Raw genomic sequence first — 22,124 nt, 5'->3', positions numbered from 1 at the left:
CCCGCACGAGCCGTCGGTACCCCCCGGACGGCCGGAACACGGGAGGCCGGAACACGGGAGGACCGGAAGGCGGGAGGACCGGAAGGCGGGAGGACCGGAAGGCGGGAGCCGGGATGCCGGAACGCGGGAGCGGGGAACGCGGGAGGCCGGAACGCGGAGCCCGGAGGACCGGAACGCCGAGGGCCCGGGGCCACCGCACCGCCACCGGCCTCGCGGTCCCGCGCGCGGGGGCCGTCCGCCGCGGGGGCCGTCCGGCCCGCGGGCTCCGTGTGGAAAGCGCGGGCCCCGTCCGGAAAGCGCGGGCTCAGTCCGGCGCGCGGTTCCCGTCCGGGCCGCGGGCCACGGCGAGCAGTGCCAGGTCGTCGGCCGTCACCCCGCCGGTGTGCTCGGCGACATCGGCCAGCACCTCGTCCAGCAGCGCCGTCGGGCCGGTGAAGCGGCGCCCGGCCAGCCGCGCCACCGGGTCGTAGAAGACGCCGCCCGCGTCGCGGGCCTCGGTCATCCCGTCGGTGTAGAGCAGCAGCAGCGCGCCCGGCAGGAACGCGGCCGATTCCACGCCGGGGGTCTGCTGCCCCAGGTCGTCCAGGCCCAGCGGCAGCGAGAACGACCCCGGCTCCAGCGGTTCCACCGCACCGTCCCGCAGGAGCAGCGGCGAGGGGTGGCCACGGTTGACGATCCGCAGCGTGCCGGGGTCCTCCGCCGCGATCTCCACCAGGATCGCCGTGACGAACCCCTCCGTCCGCTCCAGGCCGTCCCGCTGCCGCCGCTCGCGGTGCAGCGCCTGGTCCATCCAGTGCGCGACCTCCGCCAGTTCGGCCACGCGTTCGGCCGCCTCGCGGAAGGCACCGAGCACGACGGTGACGGCGTCCACGGCCGGCAGCCCCTTGCCCCGCACGTCCGCCACCATCATCCGCACCCCGAACGGCGACGCCGCCACCGCGTAGAGGTCCCCACCGATCCGGGCCCCTTCCTGCGCGGCCTCGTACCGCACCGCCACCGACAACTCCCCCACCTGCTCCGGTGGCGTGGGCAGCACCGAGAGCTGCGCGGCCTCGGCCACCCGCCGCGCCGACGCCAGCCGCACCACGCTGTGCTGGAGCGCCCGGTTGATGACGACGGACATCGCGCAGACCACCAGCACCGTCAACAGCCGTACCCACCGCTCCAGCGGCAGCAGGGCGTCCCGCGCGAAGACGAGCCAGCACAGCGCCCCCACCGTGACCACGCTCACCGCGATGGTGCCCCGGAAGGTCCACAGGGCCGCCGCGGCCAGGGGCGCCGCGACGAGCGCCGAGGTGAAGGCGATGTTGTTGGGGAGCGAGTAGTCGATGGCCACACTGAGGACCACCACGCCGTAGGGGAGCAGCCACGGCATGGCGCGGTACAGCCAGGTCCCGCGGAAGCGGTCCCAGAAGGTGCCCCTGCCGGCACGTCCGGCGCTGCCGCCGCCGCTGCCGCCGCTGCCGTCCACCGTCTCACCTGTCCTTCCGCCGTCCGGCCCGCCGTCCGGTCATCCGGTCCGCCCGGCTGCTCGCTTCCCGGCCCGCGCGGCCGGGTCCCGTCCCCGGCCCTCAGGCCGGGAGCGGATGGCTCCCCCCGGGCGCGCGGGCCACGGCGAGCAACGCCAGGTCGTCGGACGTCACCCCGCCCGTGTGGCGTGTCACGTCCCTCATCACCTCCTCCAGCAGGGCCGCCGGCCCGCCGAACCGGCGGCCGGTGAGCTGTTCCACCGGGTCGTAGAAGGCCCCGCCGGCGTCGCGCGCCTCACTCACGCCGTCCGTGTAGAGCAGCAGCAGCGCGCCCGGCGGGAACCTCACCGACTCCACCTCCGGCGCCGGCTCGCCCAGCTCGCCCAGGCCCAGCGGCAGCGAGAACGAGCCCGGCTCCAGCGGTTCCACCGCACCGTCCCGCAGCAGCAGCGGCGGGGGGTGGCCGCGGTTGACGATCCGCAGCGTCTCCGGGTCTCCCGCGGGGATCTCCGCCAGCACCGCCGTCACGAACCCCTCGGCCCGCTCCACCCCGTCCCGCTCCCGCCGCTCCCGCTCCAAGGCGTGTTCCAGCCACCCGGCGACCTCACACAGTCCCGCCGCCCGCTCCGCCGCCTCCCGGAAGGCCCCGAGGATGACGGTGACGGCGTCCACGGCGGGCAGCCCCTTGCCCCGCACGTCCGCCACCAGCATCCGGACACCGTGCGGGGTGCGTTCGACGGCGTAGAGGTCGCCGCCGAGCCGGGCGCCCTCCTGCGCCGCCGCGTACCGCACGGCCACGGACAGCTCCCCCACCCGCGCCGGCGGCGTCGGGAGCACCGAGAGCTGCACCGCCTCCGCCACCCGCCGCGCCGACGCCAGCCGCATGACGCTGCGGTGCAGCGAGCGGTTGATGCCGACGGCCAGCAGGCAGACCACGACGATGGTGCCCAGCCGCACACACGCCTCCAGCAGCGACAGGGTGGCCATCCAGAAGACGACGTCGACCATCGCCACGACCGTCACCGCGCTCACGGCGACGGTGCCGCGGAAGGTCCACAGGGCTGCGGCGATCAGCGGCGCGGCGGCGAAGGCCGCCGTGAAGGCGATGCCCCTGGGCAGCAGGAGATTGACGATCAGCCCCACCAGGACCATGGCGTAGGGCAGCGCCCACGGCAGGGCGCGGGGCAGCCGGCCGGCGCGGAAGCGCCCCGGGGTGCCCGCGCGCGGGCGGCCCCGGCCGGTCGCGCCCTCACCACTGCGGTCCACCGTCTCGTCCGCCCTTCCGCCGTGCGGTCACCCCCGATGCCGCGAGCCGCTGTCCGGTCCCGGTCCCTGCCGGCCTCTCCCGGCCGCCGTTCACCCCGGCCGGGGCGGAGGGCCCTCGCCACGGTCGCGTCGCACCGCGAGCAGCGCCAGGTCGTCGGCCGTCACCCCGCCGGTGTGCTCGGCCACGTCGCCCAGTACCCCCTCCAGCAGGGCCGCCGGCCCGTCGAACCGGCGGCCGGCGAGCTGTTCCACCGGGTCGTAGAAGACCCCGCCGGCGTCGCGCGCCTCGCTCATCCCGTCCGTGTAGAGCAGCAGCAGCGCGCCCGGCGGGAACTCCACGCACTCCACCTCCGGCGCCAGTTCCCCCAGGTCGTCCAGGCCCAGCGGCAGCGAGAACGAGCCCGGTTCCAGCGGCGTCACCGCCCCGTCCCGCAGCAGCAGGGGGAAGGGGTGACCACGGTTGACGATCCGCAGCGTCCCCGGGTCTCCCGCGGGGACCTCCGCCAGCACCGCCGTCACGAACCCCTCGGCCCGCTCCACCCCGTCCCGCTCCCGCCGCTCCCGGTGCAGCGCCTGGTCCACCCGCGCCGCCACCTCCGCCAGCCCCGGCTCCCGCTCGGCGGCCTCCCGGAAGGCGCCCAGCACCACGGTGACGGCGTCCACGGCGAGCAGGCCCTTGCCGCGCACGTCCGCCACCATCATCCGCACTCCGAACGGCGACGCCGCCACCGCGTAGAGGTCCCCGCCGATCCGCGCCCCTTCCTGCGCGGCCTCGTACCGCACCGCCACCGACAGCTCCCCCACCCGTGCCGGTGGCGTGGGCAGCACCGAGAGCTGCACCGCCTCCGCCACCCGCCGCGCCGACGCCAGCCGCCTCACACTGTGCTCCAGGGCCCGGTTGATGAAGAGCGCGATCCCGCAGACCACCGCGGTGGTGGTGAGGCGCACCGTGCCCTCCCGCAGCCCCAGCGGGGCCCACCAGTAGACGACGAACCCCAGCGCCGCCGTGGAGAGCACGCTGATGAGAAGCGTGCCGCGGAAGGTCCACAGCGCGGCGGCGATCAGCGGAGGCACGGGGAAGAGGGCGGTGAAGGGACCGAGCACGTTGAGCGCGATCCCCGCGGTCAGTACGGCGAACGGCAGCAGCCAGGGTGCGGAGCGGAAGAACCAGGTGGTCCGGAGACGCTCCCACATGCCCTCGTCCTCGACGCCGTGGGCCATCCGTCACGTCACCTTCCGCCGTCGCCGCCGTCCTCCAGCCGCGGGTGCGGGCCGTTGCCCGCCGGGCCCGGCACGGCGGGCAGCGCCGCCCGCGCCTTGGCCTCCACTGTCCCGGCCCCGCCCGGACCGGACGAGCGGAGCGCGGCCGACCGGATGACGGGCCGGGCGGGGACGGGGCGCGGCGTCGGGGCGGGGCCGGGCGGGCGCGGCCTCCGCGGGCCACCACCGCCCGGCGGGGACCACGGAGAGGGCGGGGCCGGACCGGCCGGCGGGGTGACGGGGACGGCCGGGCCCGGGCCCGGCCGCGGCGAAGCGGTACCGGGCCCGGGGGATCCCGGGGCGCGCCCCGGGACGTGCCGCCCGGGTCAGGCGCGGGGCGCGCCGGGGACTCCGTCCGGCCGCACCGGGCCGGCCGTGACGTCCAGGGCGAAGAACATCGAGCACTCGTCCTCGGGCTCGGCGGTGACGGCCTGCCCCCAGTGCTCGCCGAGCGCCCGGCCCACGGCGGCCAGCCGGGCGCGCTCCTCGTCGGACCAGGCCGGGATGCGGGCCCAGCCCTTCTCCGCGAGGGCGTCCCCGACGAGGGTGAACAGGGCCGCGCGGAACTGCTGTTCCTCCCGCGAGGTGAGCGCGCCGGGCGCGCCGTCGAAGAGCGCGGTGCCGGTCGCGGTGCGCGGCTCGGCGCGGGGCAGTTCGGTGACGTCGGCGAGGTCTCGGGTCATGTGGTCTCCCCTTGGATCCGGGCGGAGTTGGGCCGTGGGCGCGCGGTGCCGGCACGTCCGGCGGGCCCGCTTGCGCGGCATGATCCCAAAGAGGTGATCTTGCTCGTCGGCCGGGTCACCCGGTGAGACCTGCGGGGCCCCGCCGCGGGCCCCGCAGGTGCCCGGTGGGCGGGGGCCCGGCACCGCCGGCGGCCCCGCGGCAAGGACGGCCCCGATCGCCCCCACCGTGTGGCCGTTGGAGGAGACGGTGCCGACGCGGTCCCGGATGCGCTCGACGGGCTCGTGACGACCGCGGTGGACCAGTTCCTGCGCGGCGCGCACCCCCACGCCCGGCGTGACGGCCCGGACGCCTGACACCGGCCCGCGCCCGGCGACGCTGCGCCGGGCGGGCCCGGCGCAGCGTCCGGAAACGGCGAACGGGGGCGTGGCGCCCATAGGCACCACGCCCCCGGAGGTCCCGGCCGGCCGCCCGGAAGGGGTGTCCGGTCACGGGCCGCGCGGCCCGGGCCGGCCGAGGCCGCCGCTTCCGGTCAGGCGCGCGGCTGACGGGGCCGGCCGCGTGCCGCCATGGCCGCGGTGGCCAGACCCAGGAGCGCGGCGACGCCACCGCCGACGGTGTTGGCGATGATGCTCCGGGTGGTGGACACGTCCCCGACGATGGCCCACGGGGCGACGACGGTCCAGATACCGATGCCGATCGCGGCCCAGCTCATGGCGTGGGTGCGGTCATAGGCACTGGCGCCGCCCACGCCGCGAACCAGCAGCACGAAGGCCAGGCCCGCGATGAGGTTGGTCACCGCGAGGGTCGTCAGGCCGCTGAAGCCGACGATCCACGGGGAGGCGGCGATGAAGAGACCGGTCAGCAGAGAGACCGCCTCGACCATCTGCGCGCCCGGTGTGGCCACCGCCCGCTCGGACCGCGCTTGCAGGGCCATGATGTCGGGGTGCTGGGTGATGCTCGGCGAAGTCGGCGCATTCACCTGAACCCCTCCTTCCCTTACTTCTGGGGTACCTCTGGGATTCGTACCTCGTACGGCGTAGCCGACCCGGACAGCACTAAACCGGCATCCCGCCCCAATCGGGCCTTTCCCGCGGAAAGCATGGACGCCGCGTGGCCGGACGTCACGAAGGGTGCGCGAGTACGGCACACAGGTGACCGGCGACCCCGGTGCGTCACCGTCCGGCCGCGCCCTCTCCGGAGTCCAGCACGTCACGGCGCCCGCCGTGACGTGCCACGTCCGCCGCCGTGACCCGCGGGGACGCCAGTCGAAGGCCGGCGTCGTCGACGGCCACCAGAAGGGGAAGGCCGCCGGACACGGCGAAGACGATCGCACCGAAGAGCATGCAGCGGAAGGGGGCGGCGACGACATGGCTGCCGGCCCCGACGGGAGCGGACGCGGGCCGTTCAGTACCCGGCCGGGGTACACCCGAACGGCTCCGGCACCTCCCCGTCCGGGACGGCCGAACGGCCCGGCGGGCACCGGGCCGGCCCTCCGTGGGCGGCCGCGCCGGGCCGACCGCACCACCGCCCACGCGGAGTTGGCGTGAAGTGCGTCACTCCGGCGTTCCGCAGGTTTCCCGACTGCCGCGTGGACCACGCGAGTTGGCTCCGGCCCCCGGAAGGGCGGGCACGGCGGGGTCACGAACGGGACAGAATCGGCATGGCGGTGTGGGCCTCGGGTACGCGCTGCTCGGCCTCACGCGGCACGGCCGAGCCGCCCACGCCGCGTGGCCGTCCCGCCCCGCGTCCCGAACGAAGGAACCTCACCGTGGCCGCTCCCACCGCTACCGCCACCGCGAACACGCCGATCTACCAGGACCTCGTCGAGGAACAGGGAGACGTCCTGGCCGCCAGCCGCGCCGCCGCCCAGGAGACGCGCCGCGCCGCGAACGAGCTGCTCGGCTGGGCCCGCCCGCAGGAGGCCGGTGAGAGCCCGGCAACCGGGACGCGGCAGCCCGGCCCCGCGTCCGGCGCCGGAGCCCCCGACGCGTACAGGGCCAACGGGACTGACGGGACGGACGGAACGGAGGGCCGGGCGAACGGCTCCTCCGCCGGCACCCCGGAGACGGGCCACGCCCCGCCGTCCCGCCCCGGTCACGAGAGCGGCGGCCGGCCCGGCCCCGCCCCGGAGGGCGCCCACCGGCCCGGCGGCGGCCCGGAGAACGCCCCGCGGTCCGACGGCGTCCCGGAGTACGCGCACGCCGGCCGGTTCGGGCCCGCCCCGGCGGCCACCCCGCTCCACGACCGGGCGGAGGGGAACGAGCCTCGCTACGACCGGGCGGAGGAGAACGACCCCCGCTTCGACCGGGCCCAGGAGCAGGACCGGAACGACCCCCGCTTCGACCGGGCCCAGGAGCGGGACCCGCGGTTCGGCGAACCCGCCACCCCCGCCCCCGGGCCCCGTCCGCTCTCCCCCGGGCAGATGGCCGCCGTCGCCGGCGGTGCGCGGGAGACCGGGACGGAGCGGGACGCGGAAGCCGGCAGCTGGTTCGACCGGACCCCGGGAGCCCACTGATCCACCACCCCGGTCCCGGGGCCCCCGGGACCGGCGCGCCCCACCACGACGTCCCTCTCCGGACGTCTGCCGCACGCGCCCCCGGCTCCCCCGGGACATGCCGCGGCCGCCGTGCCGCGTGGGCACGACGGCCGCGGGGCGCGGTCAGGCGCGGTGGTCTGCGCCACCACTGCCCGCCTCCGTTTCCCGGGTTACCCGCCCCGGCCCGCTCATGCCCACCGGCGCGCCGGAGCCGGGTACGGGCGCGGGACCGCGGTGCGGGGGAGGCGGTCCCGCGCCCGTGGCACGGCGTCCCCGGCGGGCGTCCCCGGGGCGCGTGCCGTTCGGAGCGCTCGCCCGGCGGGCGGGTGCCGGGCGAGCGCCGCGGGGACGGAGCGACCCCCCTCAGGTTGCCCCGTCCCCTTTCCGACCGACCGCGGCGGAGGGTCGAGCCGCCGCGGTCAGCGGTCCATGCGGTGGCTCTCCGGCGGGCCCAGGTAGCTGGGCTCCAGGCCGCCGGTGTCCACCACGAGCTTCTGGACGATCACGGTCGGGTCGACCATCCAGAGCGTCAGGATGTGCCGTCCCGGTGCGTCGATCGTGTGCTCGGTGACGGTGAGATTGACGTTGTCGGAGGTGTTGCGCGCCCACTGCCGGTTCATGGCGGTGTCGTCGGCTCCGGTGGCGGCGATGACGTCCACCGTCCGCGGCGCGGCGCCGTCGAAGGAGACCGCGTAGCGCAGCCCGTCCGCCGGCAGGACGTTGTTCCGTGGCGAGAGGTACGCCCACACCTCGACCTTCCCGGCGGTCACCAGCGTCACCTCGTACTCCAGGCGCGGGCCCTCGCCCGGCTTCCGGGAGGCGGCCGTGACGGGGAAGGGCGTCACGCCGGAGCCGGTGCGCCCGATGCCCGGGATCACCCGCCAGCGCACGCCGCGGTGGGCGACGGAGCGGGTGAAGTGCGCGGCTTCCAGGGAGAGATACCCGCCCGCCTCGACGAAGCCGGAGCGGGGCCGGATCCGCGGGTTCTCCACGACGGCGCGCACCTCGACCCGCGCACCGTCCGGCCCGGTGACGGTGATCGGCACCTCGGTGGTCCCCTTCGGGGCGCGTCTCCAGTCGGCGCGGAGGGTGGCACGCACCTGTTTCGTCACCCGTCCGGACGGCCGGTCCACCGTGAGCCACGGCACCGACGGCCGGATGGTGTACGCGAACGGCCGTGAGCCGCGGTTGAACACCTCGATGTACGGGGCGGGCCCTGTACGGTACGGGCTCAGGGCGGGGAGCACGGCCGGTTCCCCGGCCTGGGGCCACCAGGCGTCGGAGCCGTCGATGCCGACGCCCATCTCGGCCCGGTCGGGCAGCTCGATGCGGCGGACCGCGGGGAACACCTCGTCGGGCAGGGCGACATGGTCAGGGGTCTGCGGCTGCTGCCAGCCGGCGTCCGGCCCGTACCGCTCCTTGTCGCCGTAGCCGATCTTGGGCTGGGTCTGGAACCCGTTCCACTTCCCGCCCGCGAGCACGGTGTTGTAGTGGTCCGACAGCGCCTGGTCGTCGGCGAAACGGGCGTCGGTGGTGTCCGCGAGGTCGTTGGTGAGGGCGCGGCCCTGGCCGGCGTAGTGGAGATTGGTGAACTCGGCGAGGCGCAGGGCGTAGAGGTTGGCGGTCGCCTTCACCTGGTAGTGCACGAGCTGGTGGTAGGCGTCCCGCGCCGCGCGGGGGATCCGGCGCGAGACGCGCTCGGCCCGCCCGGCGAGCGCCGCCCACTCGGCGGTGACGCGCTCCAGCTCGCGGTGGTGGCCGAGCCGGAACGGGCTCGCCCGGTCGTCGTACACGACGGCGGACGCGTCCGTGGCCAGGTCCTTCGCCGGGTCGACGGTGATGCGGCGGTTGAGCAGCTCCGGCTTGCGGCGCGCCTGGAGACGTCCGTAGTCGCGCAGGATCCCGGAGATCGCGGCGGCCTCCGCCGGGCCGAAGTTCTCCTCGGCGTAGGCGTGTTCCCACGCCTCCAGCCGCTCCAGGGGCAGGCTCTCCGGGTCCCAGGCGTAGTCGAGGAAGAACTGAAGCGGCAGCTCCTCGGCCTTCATGTCACCGACGTTGACCACCCACAGCCGGTCCACGCCGTAGCGGTGGGCGAGGTGGAGCTGTTCCCAGGTGTTCGCGAGGTTGACGGTGTCGACCCACTTGTAGTTGCGGCCGTCGCCGACGTAGTCGAAGTGGTAGTAGATGCCGTATCCGCCGGCGCGGGCGGGGAGCGAGGGGTCGGGCAGCTTGCGCATGTTGCCCCAGTTGTCGTCGCAGAAGACGACGGTGACGTCCTCGGGCGGGCGCAGGCCCTGGTCCCAGTAGCGCTGCACCTCCTTGTAGAGCGTCTGCACCTGCGGGACCCGGGTCAGGCCCGCCTCGCCGAAGAAGCCGGTGAGGATCTCCCGCTGGGCGGCGAGGATGGACTCCATGAGGTCGATGCCGTCGCCGTCGGGGAGGCCGACGTCGCCGTTGCCCCGCATGCCGAGGGTGACGACGCCCTCGAAGTCCTCCTCGGTCATCCGGCGGATGCCGTCCGTCCAGTACTTCCGGACGGCCTCGCCGTTGCGGCGGAAGCTCCACTCGCCGGTGCCGCCGTAGGGGTCCCGGCCCGGCTCGGTGACGTTGCCCTCGGCGTCGCGCCGCGCGGGGACGGCGTGGCGGTTCCACTCCTCGATCCCGCGCATCATCGGCGCCTCGTGGGAGGTGCCCATGACGATGCCGTAGCGCTGGGCGGTGGCGTGGTTCTCCGGGTCGTCCTCGGCGAAGGCACGGCCCCAGACCGCCGGCCAGAGGTAGTTGGCCTTCAGGCGCAGCATGACCTCGAAGACCTTGGCGTAGAAGCCGCTGTTGAACCCGTTCGGGTACTCCTTCACGGCGCCGGGGCCGAAGAAGGCGGGCGCCCAGGTGCCGAGGGCGGGGTTCTCGTCGTTGATGAAGAAGCCCCGGTACTTCACCGCAGGGGTGCCCTGGCTGTGGCGGCCGGGCAGGACGTGCAGCTCCGGGTGGCGGAGCGGCGGCACGTCGTTCCACCAGTACCAGGGGGAGACGCCGATCTGCCGGGAGACCTCGTAGACGCCGTAGATGGTGCCGCGCTGGTCGCTGCCGGCGACGACGAACGCGCGGTCGACGCCGGGCAGCGGATCGCGGACCACCTGCTGGAGGGAGGTCTCCCACCTCCCCTCGATCCCGCGTACGTCCAGGCGGCCGGCGGCGACCAGGCTGTCGATCAGCGGGCTGCGGCCGATCGTCCCGACGATCACCAGCGTCGCGCCGCCCTCCCCCGCGCGGGGCTGCCCGGTCCCGGCGGTCTCGGCGGACGCGGCGGTCTCGGCGGGCTCGGCGGTCGCGGCTGTCGCGGCGGGCTCGTCCAGGTCAGCGGTGCCCCCGGTCGCGGTGGCGGGCCGGACGCCGGTGACGTGCTCGATGTCGGCGCGCAGGTCGCCGACGGCCCGCACCACGCCGGGGTGGTCGTCCGGGCTGACGGCGATCCGGGCCGCCCGGCCGCGCGAGACCAGCGGGAAGGCCCCGCGCCGTGCCTCGAAGGCGATGAACCGGCCCCGCCCCGGCCGCCCGCCCCCGTCCGGCGCCGCCGCGACACCGAAGGGGGAGGCGGGCGCGGCCACGGCGGCACCAGCCAAGGGACCACCGGCCGCGGCGGTGACCGCGGTGGCGGCGGTGGCCGTGGCGGCGGCCAGGAGCGAACGTCTGCTCGGACAGGCGGAGCCGGGGGAGGTGCCGAACGGTGTCATGGCGCGGCCTCCGGAGAGCCGTGAGGGGGTGACGCCGCGAAAGTTATCGGAAACCTTCCGGAACAACAATGGATCCGGCACGCCCTTCACTGCGGCCGCGCGGAGCCAACCCCCTTGCCAGCCGGATGACTTGGGATAACTCCGAGCACCCTCGCCGGAGACCACCCGAAAAATTCCGGGAACCCCTCCTCACGCCCACCCGGCCACCCGCCCGCGCCGGCTCCGCCGGACACCACCACCCCCGCCCGCGGGGGATCTCACCGTTCCGGTCTCGGTGTGGGGCGGGTTTCGGCGAGGGGGGCCAGGGCGGTGGGGAGTTCGGAGCGGCGGCGGATGCCGAGCTTGCGGTACGCGCTGGTCAGGTGGGTTTCGACGGTGCGCCGGGCGAGGTGGAGGAGTTCGCAGATCTCGGCGTTGGTGCGGCCCTCGGCGGCGAGTCCGGCGATGCGCCGTTCGCTCTCCGTCAGGGCGTCCACCCCGCTGTGCACGCGCAGGACGCGGGCGCCGCTGTCGGCCAGGGCGCGTTCCGCGCGGGCCAGCGTCCGCAGGGCGCCCAGTTCCTCGGCGAGGACGGCGGCCTCACGGAGCACGGTGCGGGCCCGGCCGCGTTCGCCGGAGGCGGCGAGCGCCTCGCCCAGCGCGATCAGTGCGGGCGCCAGCTCCAGTCCCAGCTCCGCACCGGCGGGGGCGGAGCGCAGCACGGTGACGGCGCGCCGGTTCAGTTCGGTGCCGCGCCGGCCGCCGGTGACGGTGCCCAGGACGCGCAGCGCCCGTCCGACGGTACGGGGGGTGTTCCAGACGCGGGCGAGACGGTACTCCTCCTCCGCGAGTTCCAGGGCCTCCCCCGAGCGGCCCAGCCGGCGCAGGCTCTCGGCGGCGGCGGAGCGCCAGGGGGTGACGACCGGGCTCAGCACCTCGCGGCCGGACTGGCGGCGCCCGCACTCGCGGAAGTCGGCGAGCGCCCCCGCGTGGTCCCCGTCCGCGGCCCGCAGCAGGCCGCGGGCGTAGAGGTAGCGGTTCCACTCCCAGGAGTCACAGGGGCCCCCGGCGGCGATCGTGCCGGAGAGACGGCGCGCCTCCTCACGGCGGCCGGTCTCCAGCAGCGCCAGGACGGTGTGCGCGAGCAGGTTCGTGGTGCCGTGGCGGGCGATCGGGCGGGCGGGGCCACCGGGTCCGCCGGGCGCGCCTGACCCACCGGGCCCGCCCGGCCCCCCTCGCCAGGGTTCGGCGAGCGCGGCGCGGACGACGGGCTCGGCGAGGAGTTCGGCGTACCGGCCGCGGGCAGCCGCCGCGTCGTGGCGGACGTCCGTCAGAGCGTGCAGCGCCGGGTGCAGTTCGGCCGGGCGGTACTCGGAGAGCCCGGTCGCGACGAGGCGGTCCACCTCGTCGTAGCGGTCGGCCCACTGGAGCACGGCGACCGCCGTGGCGAGCGCGTAGGGGGCCAGGACGGGGTCGGCCGGCACGGTGGACAGGGCGCAGAGCCGCTCCATGGCGTCCTGGGCGGAGATCAGCCCGGCGGTCGCCTCGTAGCGGACCAGCAGGGCGCGTTCGGCCTGGTCGAGCCGGTCGGGCGAGTGGGCGGCGACATGGCGCAGGCCCCGCATCGCGCGCAGCCAGCTCTGCGCGTCGTACGCGGCGAGCAGCGCGGCCGCGGCCTGGGCGGCGCGGGCCTGGGCGGAGCTGCCGGGGAGTTCCTCGCAGAGGGCGCGCAGGGTGTCCAGCGCCCCGTGGACGTCGCCGCCACGGGCCAGGGCGGTGCCGAGGGCGACGGTGGTGCTGAGCCGGCCGAAGCCCTCGGGCTGCCGCAGCGGGACGGCCTCGGCGAGGTGGCGGACCCCGACGAGACGGCCGGCGTCCGCCTCCAGACAGCCGAGTTCGGTGAGCACCCGGCCCCGCCGCTCGCGCGAGAGCGGTTCGTCCAGGACACGGCGCAGGCAGTCCCCGGCGGCGCGGTGACGGCCGTCGCGGACCGCGGCGGAGGCGGCCTCCAGCAGCGCGGCCACCGCCCATTCGGCGCCGACGGCGGGGAGGGCCAGCAGCCGGCGGGCGACCGTCTCCGCGGATTCACCGCGGTGGTACAGGAGTTCGGCGGCGGCCCGGCGCACGTCCTGCCGGCGGCGGAGCGGCCAGCCGTCGAGCACGGCCTCGCGGAGCAGGGGGTGGGCGATGCGGGGTCGGCCGTCGTGCGGTTCGCGGACGACGAGGCCGGCGGCGCGCAGGGCGGCCACCCACCGGTCGGTGCGCACCGGATCGGTGCCGGCGACCTCGGCGAGCAGCGCGGTGTCCCCCGTGGTCTCCAGTTCGGCGAGGATGCGGGCCAGGTCGGCGGTGGCCGGGCCGGCGCACTCCAGTGCCCAGGAGACGGCCCCCGTGTAGGCGCCGGAGTGGAACCGGGCGGCGGACGGCGGGAAGGGACCGCCGACATCGGCGGCCGCCCCGGGCAACGCGGCCAGGTCCTCCAGCAGGGCGCCCAGCAGCAGCGGGATGCCGCCGGTCGCGCGCAGGCAGCCGTCCAGCCAGCCCGGCCGGAGGCCCGCGCCGAGCCGCTCGCGGACCAGCCCGGCGACGGCACGCGGGGTCAGCGGGTCGAGCCGGTGGGCGGTGAACAGGTGGGGCGGCAGGGCGCGCACCAGGGAGGGCCGGGCCGGTTCCAGGTCGTACTGACAGCGCTCGGTGAGCACCACGAGCACCGGTAAACGGTCGATCAGCCGGGCGGCGCGGGCGATCCACGCGCGGGAGGCCGGGTCCGCCAGGTGCACGTCGTCCACGGCGAGCAGCAGCGGCCCCCGGGCCGCGTAGGAACGCAGCCGGCGCCACAGTTCCGCGGAGCGGCCGGAGCCGTGCAGCGAGTGCTCCCCGCCGGGCTCCCCGGACCCGGAGCCCACGGCCGTGGGACGCGGCCCGAACCACAGGTCGGTGTCGAGGAGTTCGGTCACGGCGGCGAAGTCGGTGCCGGACTCCTCAGGGGAGCAGCGCACCTGGAGCACCCGGAAGCCCTGCCGCTCCGCCCTGGCCACCACCGCCTCCAGCAGCGCGCTGCGGCCGGTCCCGGTGGCCCCGCGGACCAGGACGAGGCGGCCGGAGCCGGCCAGGGCACGTTCCGCGTCGGCGGCGACGCGGCTCAGGACACCCCCGCGTTCCCGCAGGCCGGGCTGGCCGGGCCGGCCGGGGACGACCGGGGCCTCGAACGCGTCGAGGCAGCCCGGGAGGCCGGGGGGCCGGGAGGGCGCGGCGCCGTGCCGGAGGGAGTGATGATCAGCCGTCAGGCCCGTCACCGTGCCGTTCATGGGACCTCGCAGGGTGTCTCACTGCCCGCCGGGTCGCGGCACCCCGGGGGCGGGTGGGGGAGTCTCGCTCTCCGTATCTCCCCTCCATAGATGCCGAGAGCGGTCTCGTGGTTCGCTGCGCCGTTCTCGTGGTGAACCACGATTGCAGGCTAAACCTTCCGCAGGGAAACCTGGCTGCTGGAGTGTCGGACACAAATTCCGTCACTGAATGAACTTTTGTCGCGCTTCACTCGTCAACGGCGATACGGGAAAGGGCGGCAAGCGGCCTCATGGAGGGCGGCGGCGGAGTGGTCGCCGTGTCAGGCCGCCGGACAGACTCGGAGCCGGTGTCCCGGTTATCCGCTATTTGGGGGTTCGCGTGCGTACCACATTCACCAACACCACCGCGGCGGAGCGAATACCCGTCGTGATCCACGCATCCGATCCGATCACCCGGGCCGGAGCGATCAGCCAGCTCCGGCAGCGGCCGGAGATCGAACTGCTCGGCGAGACCCGGGGGCTGGAGCCCCGGGGCACCGACCCACGGGCCGCGGGCCGCGCGGGGGCGGCCCTGCGCGCCGCCGACGGCGCGGTCCTGCGCGCCGCGGACGTGCGGGCAGCCGAGGGGCGGACGCCCGACGGCCGCGCCCCGGAGGCCCGCGCCGGTGAGTCCCGGCTCCCGAGCCGCACCGTGGCCGTGGTTCTCTCGGACCGGCTGGACGAGGCGACCATGCTGCGGCTGCGCCGCCTGGTCCGCACCGACGGGCTCAACGCCGTCCTGGTCACCGGGGTCATCCGGGAGGCCGAGCTGCTCCAGGTCATCGAGTGCGGCGTCGGCGCCATCCTCTGGCGCCACGAGGCCACGGACCAGCGGCTGCTGCAAGCCGTGGTGGCCGCCGCGCGCGGCGACGGCGACCTCCCGTCCGACCTGCTGGGCCGGCTGATCAACCAGGTCGGGCGGTTGCAGCGGAACGCCGCCCAGCAGCCGGGCGGCAACCCGGCCGGCCTCGCCCCGCGCGAGATCGACATCCTGCGGCTGGTCTCGGAGGGCCTGGACACCCGGGAGATCGCCGCGAAGCTGTCCTACTCCGAACGCACGGTGAAGAACGTTCTGCACGGACTGACCACCCGGCTGCAACTCCGCAACCGGGCCCACGCCGTCGCCTACGCCCTGCGTGAGGGCTACATCTGAGTCGCGGTCACGCCCCGGTGGTTCCGGCGCGGCGGGCGGCGCCGCGCATCCGGGGAGCATGCCCGACGGTGTCACGCCACCGGAAACGGGGGACGGCGTGCTGACGGGCTGACGGGCTGACGGGCTGACGGGCTGACGGGCTGACGGCGGAACCTCTCCGGCGGCCGCGCCCTCCGCATGCCCTGCGTTTCCCGCGCACCCTGCGTTCCTCGCGGTGCGGAAGCGCGGACGGCAGGGGCAGCGGGAACGCGTACGCAAGGGCAGCCGCAGGACCGGGGACGGCGGCACGGGGAGCGCCCCCGCCGATCGAGGCCGGAGCCGCGGACGAGGCCACGGGGGCCGCGGCGCGCACGAGGAGCGGGAACGGGCCGGACAGCACGGTGATCCCGGGGAAACGACCAGATCCTGAGGCGCCGCCTGCGCGGCGGTGTACTCGCCGGCACGGACGCCGGCGCCTCCCTGCGGCACCGAACCCACGACCGGGCCGACCCGTGACCGGGCCACGCCGTGACGCCCCCGCCATCGACGCGCACACCTCGGCGCCATCCGCCATCCGTGAGAGCACCGCTCCGGGCCCAGGCGGGTCCGAACCCGGGCCAGCCCGCATCCGGACCCTGGCCTGTACCGGGACCGGCCGATCCGGGACACGCCCCGCCGCGAGTGGCCGCACCACGGACCGCCGCCCGGCGCGGCCCTCCGGCCCCGGCCCGCCCCCGGTCCCGCCCCCACCCCGGCCCGGCGCCGCCCCGGCGCCGCCCGACCCCGTCCCCACTCCGGCTTCCCGCGGATTCCCTCCTCGCGGCGGGAACCGCCGCCCGTCCGCGCCCGTTGCCCTATTGGGCAAAGCAATCGTCAAGGGCGCGGCCCGCGCCGGATTGAGCAGGGGAAATCCATGGGTGTCAGCCTCTCCAAGGGTGGAAACGTCTCGCTGAGCAAGGAGGCCCCGGGCCTCTCCGCGGTCACCGTGGGTCTGGGCTGGGACGTCCGCACCACCACGGGGACGGACTTCGACCTCGACGCGAGCGCGCTGCTCGTCGACAGCTCCGGCAAGGTCGTCTCCGACCAGCACTTCGTCTTCTTCAACAACCTCAAGAGCCCGGAGGGCTCCGTCGAGCACACCGGGGACAACCTCACCGGTGAGGGCGAGGGCGACGACGAGTCCATCAAGGTCAACCTCGGCGCGGTGCCCGCCGAGGTCGACAAGATCGTCATTCCGGTCTCCATCCACGACGCGGACAACCGCCAGCAGAGCTTCGGCCAGGTGCGCAACGCCTTCATCCGCGTGGTGAACCAGGCGGACAACAACGAGCTGGCCCGCTACGACCTGACGGAGGACGCCTCCACGGAGACCGCCATGGTCTTCGGCGAGCTCTACCGGCACGGCGCCGAGTGGAAGTTCCGGGCCGTCGGTCAGGGCTACGCCTCCGGCCTGCGCGGCATCGCCCAGGACTTCGGCGTCAACGTCTGAGGGACGCCCGGAGCGGATACCGGCCGTGCGGGAGCGGTGCCCACCGGGCGCCCTCCCGCCCGGACCGGGCGGACCGGAGCCGCGCCGCGCACACCCGCTCCCGTACCGGGACACCTCCGGAGGGTGCGGGGCCGGTCCACCGGCGGGCCGCAGGACGCACCCGGGAGTCCGGGGCGCTCCCGCCGGGCCGGCGGGGACTCACGCCGGCGCTTCGCCGCCGAGGGCCATGGCCAGCGTGACGACCGCCCCCACCACAGCGGGAACCACCTCCAGCCGGTCCGTGAGCAGGCGGGTCAGCCAGAGGCCACGGCCGCCCTCACCGAACTCCTCCCCGGGCGCCTCGGCGGGGATGACCGCCGCGCTGAAACCGGGCCCCCGGTCGCTCACCCGGCAGCGCAGCACCCCGGGGGCGCGCTCCACCACCAGCACACCCGCCCCACCACCGTGCTCGACGGCGTTGCAGGCCACCTCGTGAACGGCGAGGACGAAGTCACCCAGCCGGGGCTCGGACAGGCCCGCCTTCCGGGCGCAGTCACCGACCCGCGACCGGACCTCGGACAGATCCTCCACCGTGAAGGCCAGTTCCAGCAGGGGGCCGGCGGCCCCCGCGGGTGGACGGCTCCCGGCCGCCGGCGCGCTCACGCTTCCGCCTCCTCGGTCTCCGTCGAACCACCCGGGGCGCGCGCCCGCCCCGGGCGGGCCCGGAACGGCGGAGGGGGCGGGGCGGCTCCGGCCGGCCCCGCGGCGCACGGCAACTCCGGCTGCGTGGACGGCCGGCGACGGCAAGCTACTGGTGTCAGGCACGCCCGCAGAGGCTACGCGGAGTTATCGGCAAACACCACGTGTAACCGGATTTCGTTGCGTGTCCCTCCGATCGTGACCGGGAGGCACCTGAACACCGATCGAAAGCGTCGTTGTAGTGTCCACAACGGTGTCGTCACGGATTCGATCAAGGGATTCGGCGGACGGCATGAACCGCCTTCACACGGGGAGAACTCGCGCATGAGCATCATCAGTTGGATCGTCCTGGGCCTGATAGCCGGCGTGGTCGCCAAGATCCTGCTCCCCGGGCGGGACCCGGGCGGCTTCTTCGGGACCACCCTCATCGGCATCGTCGGCGCGTTCCTCGGCGGCTGGCTGTCGTCCGAGTTCCTGGACCGGCCCATCAACCACGACGTCTACGACCCGGCGCTGTGGATCGCGGCCGTGGCGGGCTCCCTGGTGCTGCTCATCCTGTACCGCATCCTCTTCGGCCACTCCCGCGAGCGCCGCTGAGGGCGCACGCCCCACGGCGGGCTCCCCCGGACCGGCCCAAGGCGGAGGGGACGGCGCGATCCGCGCCGTCCCCTCCGCCTTGCCGCCCCCGTCAGCGCCCCCGTTCGCGCCGCCCCCGTCAGCGCCGCCTCGTCAGCACCGCACCGCCGGTGTCGCCCCGCCGGTGTCGGGACGCTCAGGGGCTCGCCGCGGCCTCCGCCGCCCGGCCGGCCCCCGTCCGTCCCGGCGCGGCGGACGGCGCGCGCTCCCCCTCCGGCCCCCGCTCCCCCTCCCGCGCCGGGCCGCCCGGGCCCTCCCCGCCCCCGGGGAAGAGCCGCCGCAGCGGCCGGACCAGCAGCACGGTGGCTCCCCACGCGAGCAGCAGGGCCGCCGCGAACAGACCGATCGCCGCGAGGCCGTGCGCGAGACCGCCGAGAGCGGCGCGGCGCAGCGCGACCGTACCGGCGAGGTCGGCGCCCCACCCGACCAGGGTGAGCAGGGACAGCGACAGGGCCACGGGCACCCCGCCGAGGCGCAGCGCGGCGGCGTCCACATCCCCGTCGAAGGTGTCGTACGCCGTGACCCCGCAGAGCACCAGCAGCCAGAAGGCCGTGCTCACCAGCAGCGCGGAGGTGAACGGCACGGACGGAAAGGCGAGTGCCGCCCCGACGAGCTCCCCCACCATCGCCGTGCTCCTCTCCGTCCGTCTCCCCGCCCGTTCCCCCGGCGGAGGTTCCGCGCTCCGGTGCCGGAGTCCGCTTCCGGACTCCGGCACCGGAGCGTCCCCCGTTTCCCCCCGCGGACGCCATACTGGCAGTGCGCACCGCCCGAACACATTGCCGGATCCAGGCAGTCTTGACGGCCTTTTGATGCCGTCCCACCGCCCCGCGCCGGGGTCCGGGACCGCCCGGGCCGGAAACCGGACACCGGCTTCCGGCCATCCGCCGCCCGACCCCCGAAGGAGCCACCGTGACGTCCCCGCCCCCGGAGGAGAGCCCCGCGCCGGACGACCACCTGGCCGGCTTCCCGGAGATCCTGGCCGAGGTCTCCGCCACCGGACGCCGGCTCACCCGCGACGAACTGGACTCGCGCCGCCTGGCCGGGGAACGCGCCGCGGAACACGCCTACGGCCTGCGCCGCCTGGTGGCCGAGCACCTCGACGCCGCCCGCACCGGCTGGTCCGCCCTGCCCGGCGCCACCGCCGCGCACAGCACCCGCGAACTGCGCAGGGTGGTGGACTGCGTCCTGGCCGCCACCCAGCAGACGGTCGACGCCGTGGCCGAGGGCTACGAACGCGCCCAGCGCCTGGCCGTCCGCAAGGAGGAGGCCGCCCGCCGGGAGTTCATCGACGACCTGCTGCACGGCCGCAGCGACCTCGGCCGCCTCGCGCACCGCGCGGAACGCCTCGGGCTGCGCCTCGCCCACGAACACACGGTCGCCGTCGCCGAGGGCCCCGTCGCCTACGACGAGACGGACCCGGCGGCCCGCCGCGTGGAGTCCGCCCTGCTGGCCCGCTTCGGCGACCGGCGCATCCTGCTGACCACCAAGGAGGGCCGTCTCGTCCTGGTCGCCCCGGCCACGCAGGAGGATGTCGTCCGCTCCTTCGCCAAGCAGGCCCACGCCGCCATGGACGCCATGGACACCGAGGGAACCGCCGAGGGGACGGGCCGCGTCGCCATCGGCCGCGCCCATCCGGGCCCCGGCGGCGTCGTCCGGAGCTACGAGGAGGCGCTCGGCGCCCTCGAACTCGCCGACCGCATGGACCTCCCCGGCCCCCTCCTCCACGCCGTGGACCTGCTGGTCTTTCCCGTCCTGAGCCGGGACCGGCAGGCCATGGCCGACCTGGTGCGGACCACCCTGGGCCCGCTGGAACAGGCACGCGGCGGCGCCGAGCCCCTGCTGCGCACCCTCGTCGCCTGGTTCGACGCGGGCTGTGTGGCGGCCGAGACCGCCCGCCGCCTCTCCCTCTCCGTCCGCGCCCTCACCTACCGCCTGGCCCGCGTCCACCAGCTCACCGGCGCCGACCCGGCCGACCCGATGCACCGCTACACCCTCCAGACCGCCGTCATCGGCGCCCGCCTCCTGGACTGGCCGGCACGACCGCTGTGACGGTGACGGGCGGTGCCACCGTCCCGGCCCGTGACGGGCCACGGGCGTCCGCAGGCCCCTCTCCGCACCGCCGTACCGGCAGGACGCGCGGCGCCCCACCGGCCGGCGGGCCGGGGTGGGGTGGGCGCGCGGCGGGGTGGGGACGCGGCAGCCGCTCGCGGCGGCCGTGCCGCTCTCCGGCGGGCCGGCGCTCGCGCGCACCCCGGGCCCGCCGGCCGCGCCGGCTGTACCGGCCGTGGGGGGAGGTCAGCCGGTGCCCGCCCCGGGCCGCGCCGGGCCGGTCTCCGTCCCCTCCCGGGCCGCGAAGCCGCGGCGCCAGGCCAGCGAGACATGGACCAGGGCGACGAGGACGGGCACCTCGATGAGCGGTCCGACGACCCCGGCGAGGGCCTGGCCGGAGGTGACGCCGAAGGTGGCGACCGCCACCGCGATGGCCAGCTCGAAGTTGTTGCCCGCGGCGGTGAAGGCGAGGGTCGCCGTGCGCCCGTAGCCCAGGCCGATCACCTTGCCCAGGGCGAAGGTGCCGAACCACATCACGGCGAAGTACACCAGCAGCGGCAGCGCGATCCGGGCCACGTCCAGCGGCCGCGAGGTGATCTCCCCGCCCTGCAGGGCGAAGAGGACGACGATCGTGAAGAGCAGCCCGTACAGCGCCCACGGGCCGATCCTCGGCAGGAACCGGCTCTCGTACGCGGCCCGGCCGAGCCGCTTCTCCCCGATGCGGCGGGTGAGGAATCCGGCGAGCAGCGGGACGCCCAGGAAGATCACGACGTTGAGGGTGATCTCCGCCGTGGAGACGTCCAGGCCCGCGCCGCCGTCCAGTCCGAGCCACCCGGGCAGCAGGTCGAGGTAGAACCAGCCGAGCAGGCCGAAGGCGAGCACCTGGAAGACGGAGTTGAGCGCGACGAGGACGGCGGCGGCCTCGCGGTCGCCGCAGGCCAGGTCGTTCCAGATGATCACCATGGCGATGCAGCGGGCCAGCCCGACGATGATCAGCCCGGTGCGGTACTCGGGCAGGTCCGGCAGGAAGGTCCACGCCAGGACGAACATCACGGCCGGGCCGGCCAGCCAGTTGACGGCCAGGGAGGAGATCATCAGCCGCCGGTCGCCGGTCACGGCGTCGAGCCGGTCGTAACGGACCTTGGCCAGGACCGGGTACATCATGACCAGCAGGCCCAGCGCGATGGGCAGCGAGATGCCGCCGGCCTCCACCGCCGCCAGCGCGTCGCCGAGGCCGGGGAGGAGCCGGCCGAGCCCGAGCCCGGCCGCCATGGCGGCGAGGATCCACACCGCCAGATACCGGTCGAGGAGGGAGAGCCGGGCGGCGACCGACGGCGCCGCGCGATCGCCGCCGGCGGTCCGTGTGGCGGGGCCGGTGGAGGTCATGGGCAGGCCCTCCTGGCGCCGGCGTGGGTGCGGGCGGTCCCGGCCAGTGCGGTGAAGCGGCCGGCGAGCGCCTCGATCGCCTCGGGCCGCAGCCGGTAGTAGGTGTACCGGCCGCACGGCTCGGTCTCCACCACCCCCGCCTCGCGCAACACCTTCAGGTGGTTGGAGAGGTTCGTCTGGCGGGCGCCGGTCTCCTCCACCAGGTGCGTCGTGCACAGCGTCTCGCGGGCCAGCAAGGTCACGATCCGGAGCCTGAGCGGGTCGGCGAGCGCCCGCATCAGGTCAGTGTCGACTGACATCAGCATGGGCTGATACTTTCACATCGGCGGAGGCCGATGCCGGAGCCCCCCGATCCCCCCTGCCCATCCCGACCCGCCCCGCCCCGGCCCACCCCGGTCCGCCCCACCCGCCGCGGCGCCGCGAGGCCCGCGCCCCGGCCCCGGCGGAAAGCCCTTCCGCCGCCGGACCCGGCCCCCCACCCGGCAGGCCCACGCCTGGAA

Annotated in this window: 18 protein-coding genes; 6 read left to right on the top strand and 12 right to left on the bottom strand. The window is 75.9% G+C overall.

What is annotated here, in order from left to right; genetic code table 11:
* Positions 1-304: 304 nt before the first annotated feature.
* The 4 genes from HCK00_RS28545 to HCK00_RS22845 all read right to left on the bottom strand — a co-directional run bounded on the left by HCK00_RS28545 (position 305) and on the right by HCK00_RS22845 (position 4,678).
* Entirely contained in the window at positions 305-1,471 is a 1,167-nt protein-coding gene (locus tag HCK00_RS28545) for a PP2C family protein-serine/threonine phosphatase (RefSeq protein ID WP_168103915.1), read from the bottom strand.
* 100 nt (positions 1,472-1,571) lie between these two features.
* Complete coding sequence (locus HCK00_RS27925; protein ID WP_168103914.1) at positions 1,572-2,735, bottom strand: PP2C family protein-serine/threonine phosphatase; 1,164 nt, start codon at positions 2,733-2,735, stop codon at positions 1,572-1,574.
* Between the two features lie 90 nt (positions 2,736-2,825).
* On the bottom strand, positions 2,826-3,956 hold the full coding sequence (locus HCK00_RS22850; protein WP_168103913.1) for a PP2C family protein-serine/threonine phosphatase: 1,131 nt from the start codon (positions 3,954-3,956) through the stop codon (positions 2,826-2,828).
* 365 nt (positions 3,957-4,321) lie between these two features.
* Positions 4,322-4,678, bottom strand: a complete 357-nt coding sequence (locus HCK00_RS22845; protein ID WP_206320769.1) for a hypothetical protein — start codon at positions 4,676-4,678, stop codon at positions 4,322-4,324.
* 228 nt (positions 4,679-4,906) lie between these two features.
* Here HCK00_RS22845 and HCK00_RS28250 point away from each other — a divergent pair, with 228 nt between their 5' ends.
* Positions 4,907-5,032, top strand: coding sequence for a hypothetical protein (locus HCK00_RS28250; protein WP_277348289.1), 126 nt, complete (start codon positions 4,907-4,909; stop codon positions 5,030-5,032).
* Positions 5,033-5,208: 176 nt separating this feature from the next.
* On the opposite strand, the gene HCK00_RS22840 is transcribed toward HCK00_RS28250, so the two are convergent.
* A complete protein-coding gene (locus tag HCK00_RS22840) occupies positions 5,209-5,658 on the bottom strand; it encodes an SPW repeat protein (RefSeq protein ID WP_311765439.1) in 450 nt (149 codons plus the stop codon).
* 193 nt (positions 5,659-5,851) lie between these two features.
* A complete protein-coding gene (locus tag HCK00_RS22835) occupies positions 5,852-6,022 on the bottom strand; it encodes a hypothetical protein (RefSeq protein ID WP_168103912.1) in 171 nt (56 codons plus the stop codon).
* 425 nt (positions 6,023-6,447) lie between these two features.
* Between HCK00_RS22835 and HCK00_RS22830 the strand changes: the two genes are divergently transcribed.
* On the top strand, positions 6,448-7,194 hold the full coding sequence (locus tag HCK00_RS22830; protein ID WP_168103911.1) for a hypothetical protein: 747 nt from the start codon (positions 6,448-6,450) through the stop codon (positions 7,192-7,194).
* A 440-nt stretch (positions 7,195-7,634) separates the two neighbouring features.
* Here HCK00_RS22830 and HCK00_RS22825 read toward each other — a convergent pair whose 3' ends face one another.
* Entirely contained in the window at positions 7,635-10,949 is a 3,315-nt protein-coding gene (locus HCK00_RS22825) for a glycosyl hydrolase 115 family protein (RefSeq protein ID WP_168103910.1), read from the bottom strand.
* 257 nt (positions 10,950-11,206) lie between these two features.
* Entirely contained in the window at positions 11,207-14,236 is a 3,030-nt protein-coding gene (locus HCK00_RS22820) for a helix-turn-helix transcriptional regulator (RefSeq protein ID WP_168103909.1), read from the bottom strand.
* A 358-nt stretch (positions 14,237-14,594) separates the two neighbouring features.
* Here HCK00_RS22820 and HCK00_RS22815 point away from each other — a divergent pair, with 358 nt between their 5' ends.
* Together HCK00_RS22815 and HCK00_RS22810 are read left to right on the top strand one after the other, a co-directional pair.
* Positions 14,595-15,407, top strand: a complete 813-nt coding sequence (locus HCK00_RS22815) for a helix-turn-helix transcriptional regulator (RefSeq protein ID WP_311765438.1) — start codon at positions 14,595-14,597, stop codon at positions 15,405-15,407.
* A gap of 892 nt (positions 15,408-16,299) precedes the next feature.
* Positions 16,300-16,875: a TerD family protein gene (locus HCK00_RS22810; RefSeq protein ID WP_168103908.1), complete on the top strand. Its 576-nt coding sequence runs from the start codon at positions 16,300-16,302 to the stop codon at positions 16,873-16,875.
* 198 nt (positions 16,876-17,073) lie between these two features.
* On the opposite strand, the gene HCK00_RS22805 is transcribed toward HCK00_RS22810, so the two are convergent.
* Positions 17,074-17,517: an ATP-binding protein gene (locus tag HCK00_RS22805; RefSeq protein ID WP_168103907.1), complete on the bottom strand. Its 444-nt coding sequence runs from the start codon at positions 17,515-17,517 to the stop codon at positions 17,074-17,076.
* Positions 17,518-17,877: 360 nt separating this feature from the next.
* On the opposite strand from HCK00_RS22805, the gene HCK00_RS22800 reads away from it, so the two are divergent.
* The gene (locus HCK00_RS22800; RefSeq protein WP_168103906.1) at positions 17,878-18,150 is read left to right on the top strand and encodes a GlsB/YeaQ/YmgE family stress response membrane protein; all 273 of its coding nucleotides are present in this window, start codon (positions 17,878-17,880) and stop codon (positions 18,148-18,150) included.
* Between the two features lie 175 nt (positions 18,151-18,325).
* Here HCK00_RS22800 and HCK00_RS22795 read toward each other — a convergent pair whose 3' ends face one another.
* Positions 18,326-18,814, bottom strand: coding sequence for a hypothetical protein (locus HCK00_RS22795; RefSeq protein WP_168103905.1), 489 nt, complete (start codon positions 18,812-18,814; stop codon positions 18,326-18,328).
* A 284-nt stretch (positions 18,815-19,098) separates the two neighbouring features.
* Here HCK00_RS22795 and HCK00_RS22790 point away from each other — a divergent pair, with 284 nt between their 5' ends.
* Entirely contained in the window at positions 19,099-20,238 is a 1,140-nt protein-coding gene (locus HCK00_RS22790; RefSeq protein WP_168103904.1) for a PucR family transcriptional regulator, read from the top strand.
* 246 nt (positions 20,239-20,484) lie between these two features.
* On the opposite strand, the gene arsB is transcribed toward HCK00_RS22790, so the two are convergent.
* Positions 20,485-21,624 carry an ACR3 family arsenite efflux transporter gene (gene arsB, locus HCK00_RS22785; protein ID WP_168103903.1) on the bottom strand — a complete coding sequence of 380 codons (1,140 nt, stop codon included), beginning with the start codon at positions 21,622-21,624 and terminating at the stop codon, positions 20,485-20,487.
* Positions 21,621-21,929: an ArsR/SmtB family transcription factor gene (locus HCK00_RS22780; protein WP_168103902.1), complete on the bottom strand. Its 309-nt coding sequence runs from the start codon at positions 21,927-21,929 to the stop codon at positions 21,621-21,623. The genes arsB and HCK00_RS22780 overlap by 4 nt, the downstream gene beginning before the upstream one ends.
* Positions 21,930-22,124 lie beyond the last annotated feature (195 nt).

Origin of the sequence: Streptomyces zingiberis (assembly GCF_012034935.1) — a bacterium.
Classification (GTDB): domain Bacteria; phylum Actinomycetota; class Actinomycetes; order Streptomycetales; family Streptomycetaceae; genus Streptomyces; species Streptomyces zingiberis.
The sequence above is the reverse complement of the archived record's forward strand: the minus strand, read 5'-3'. Positions and strand labels throughout refer to the sequence as shown.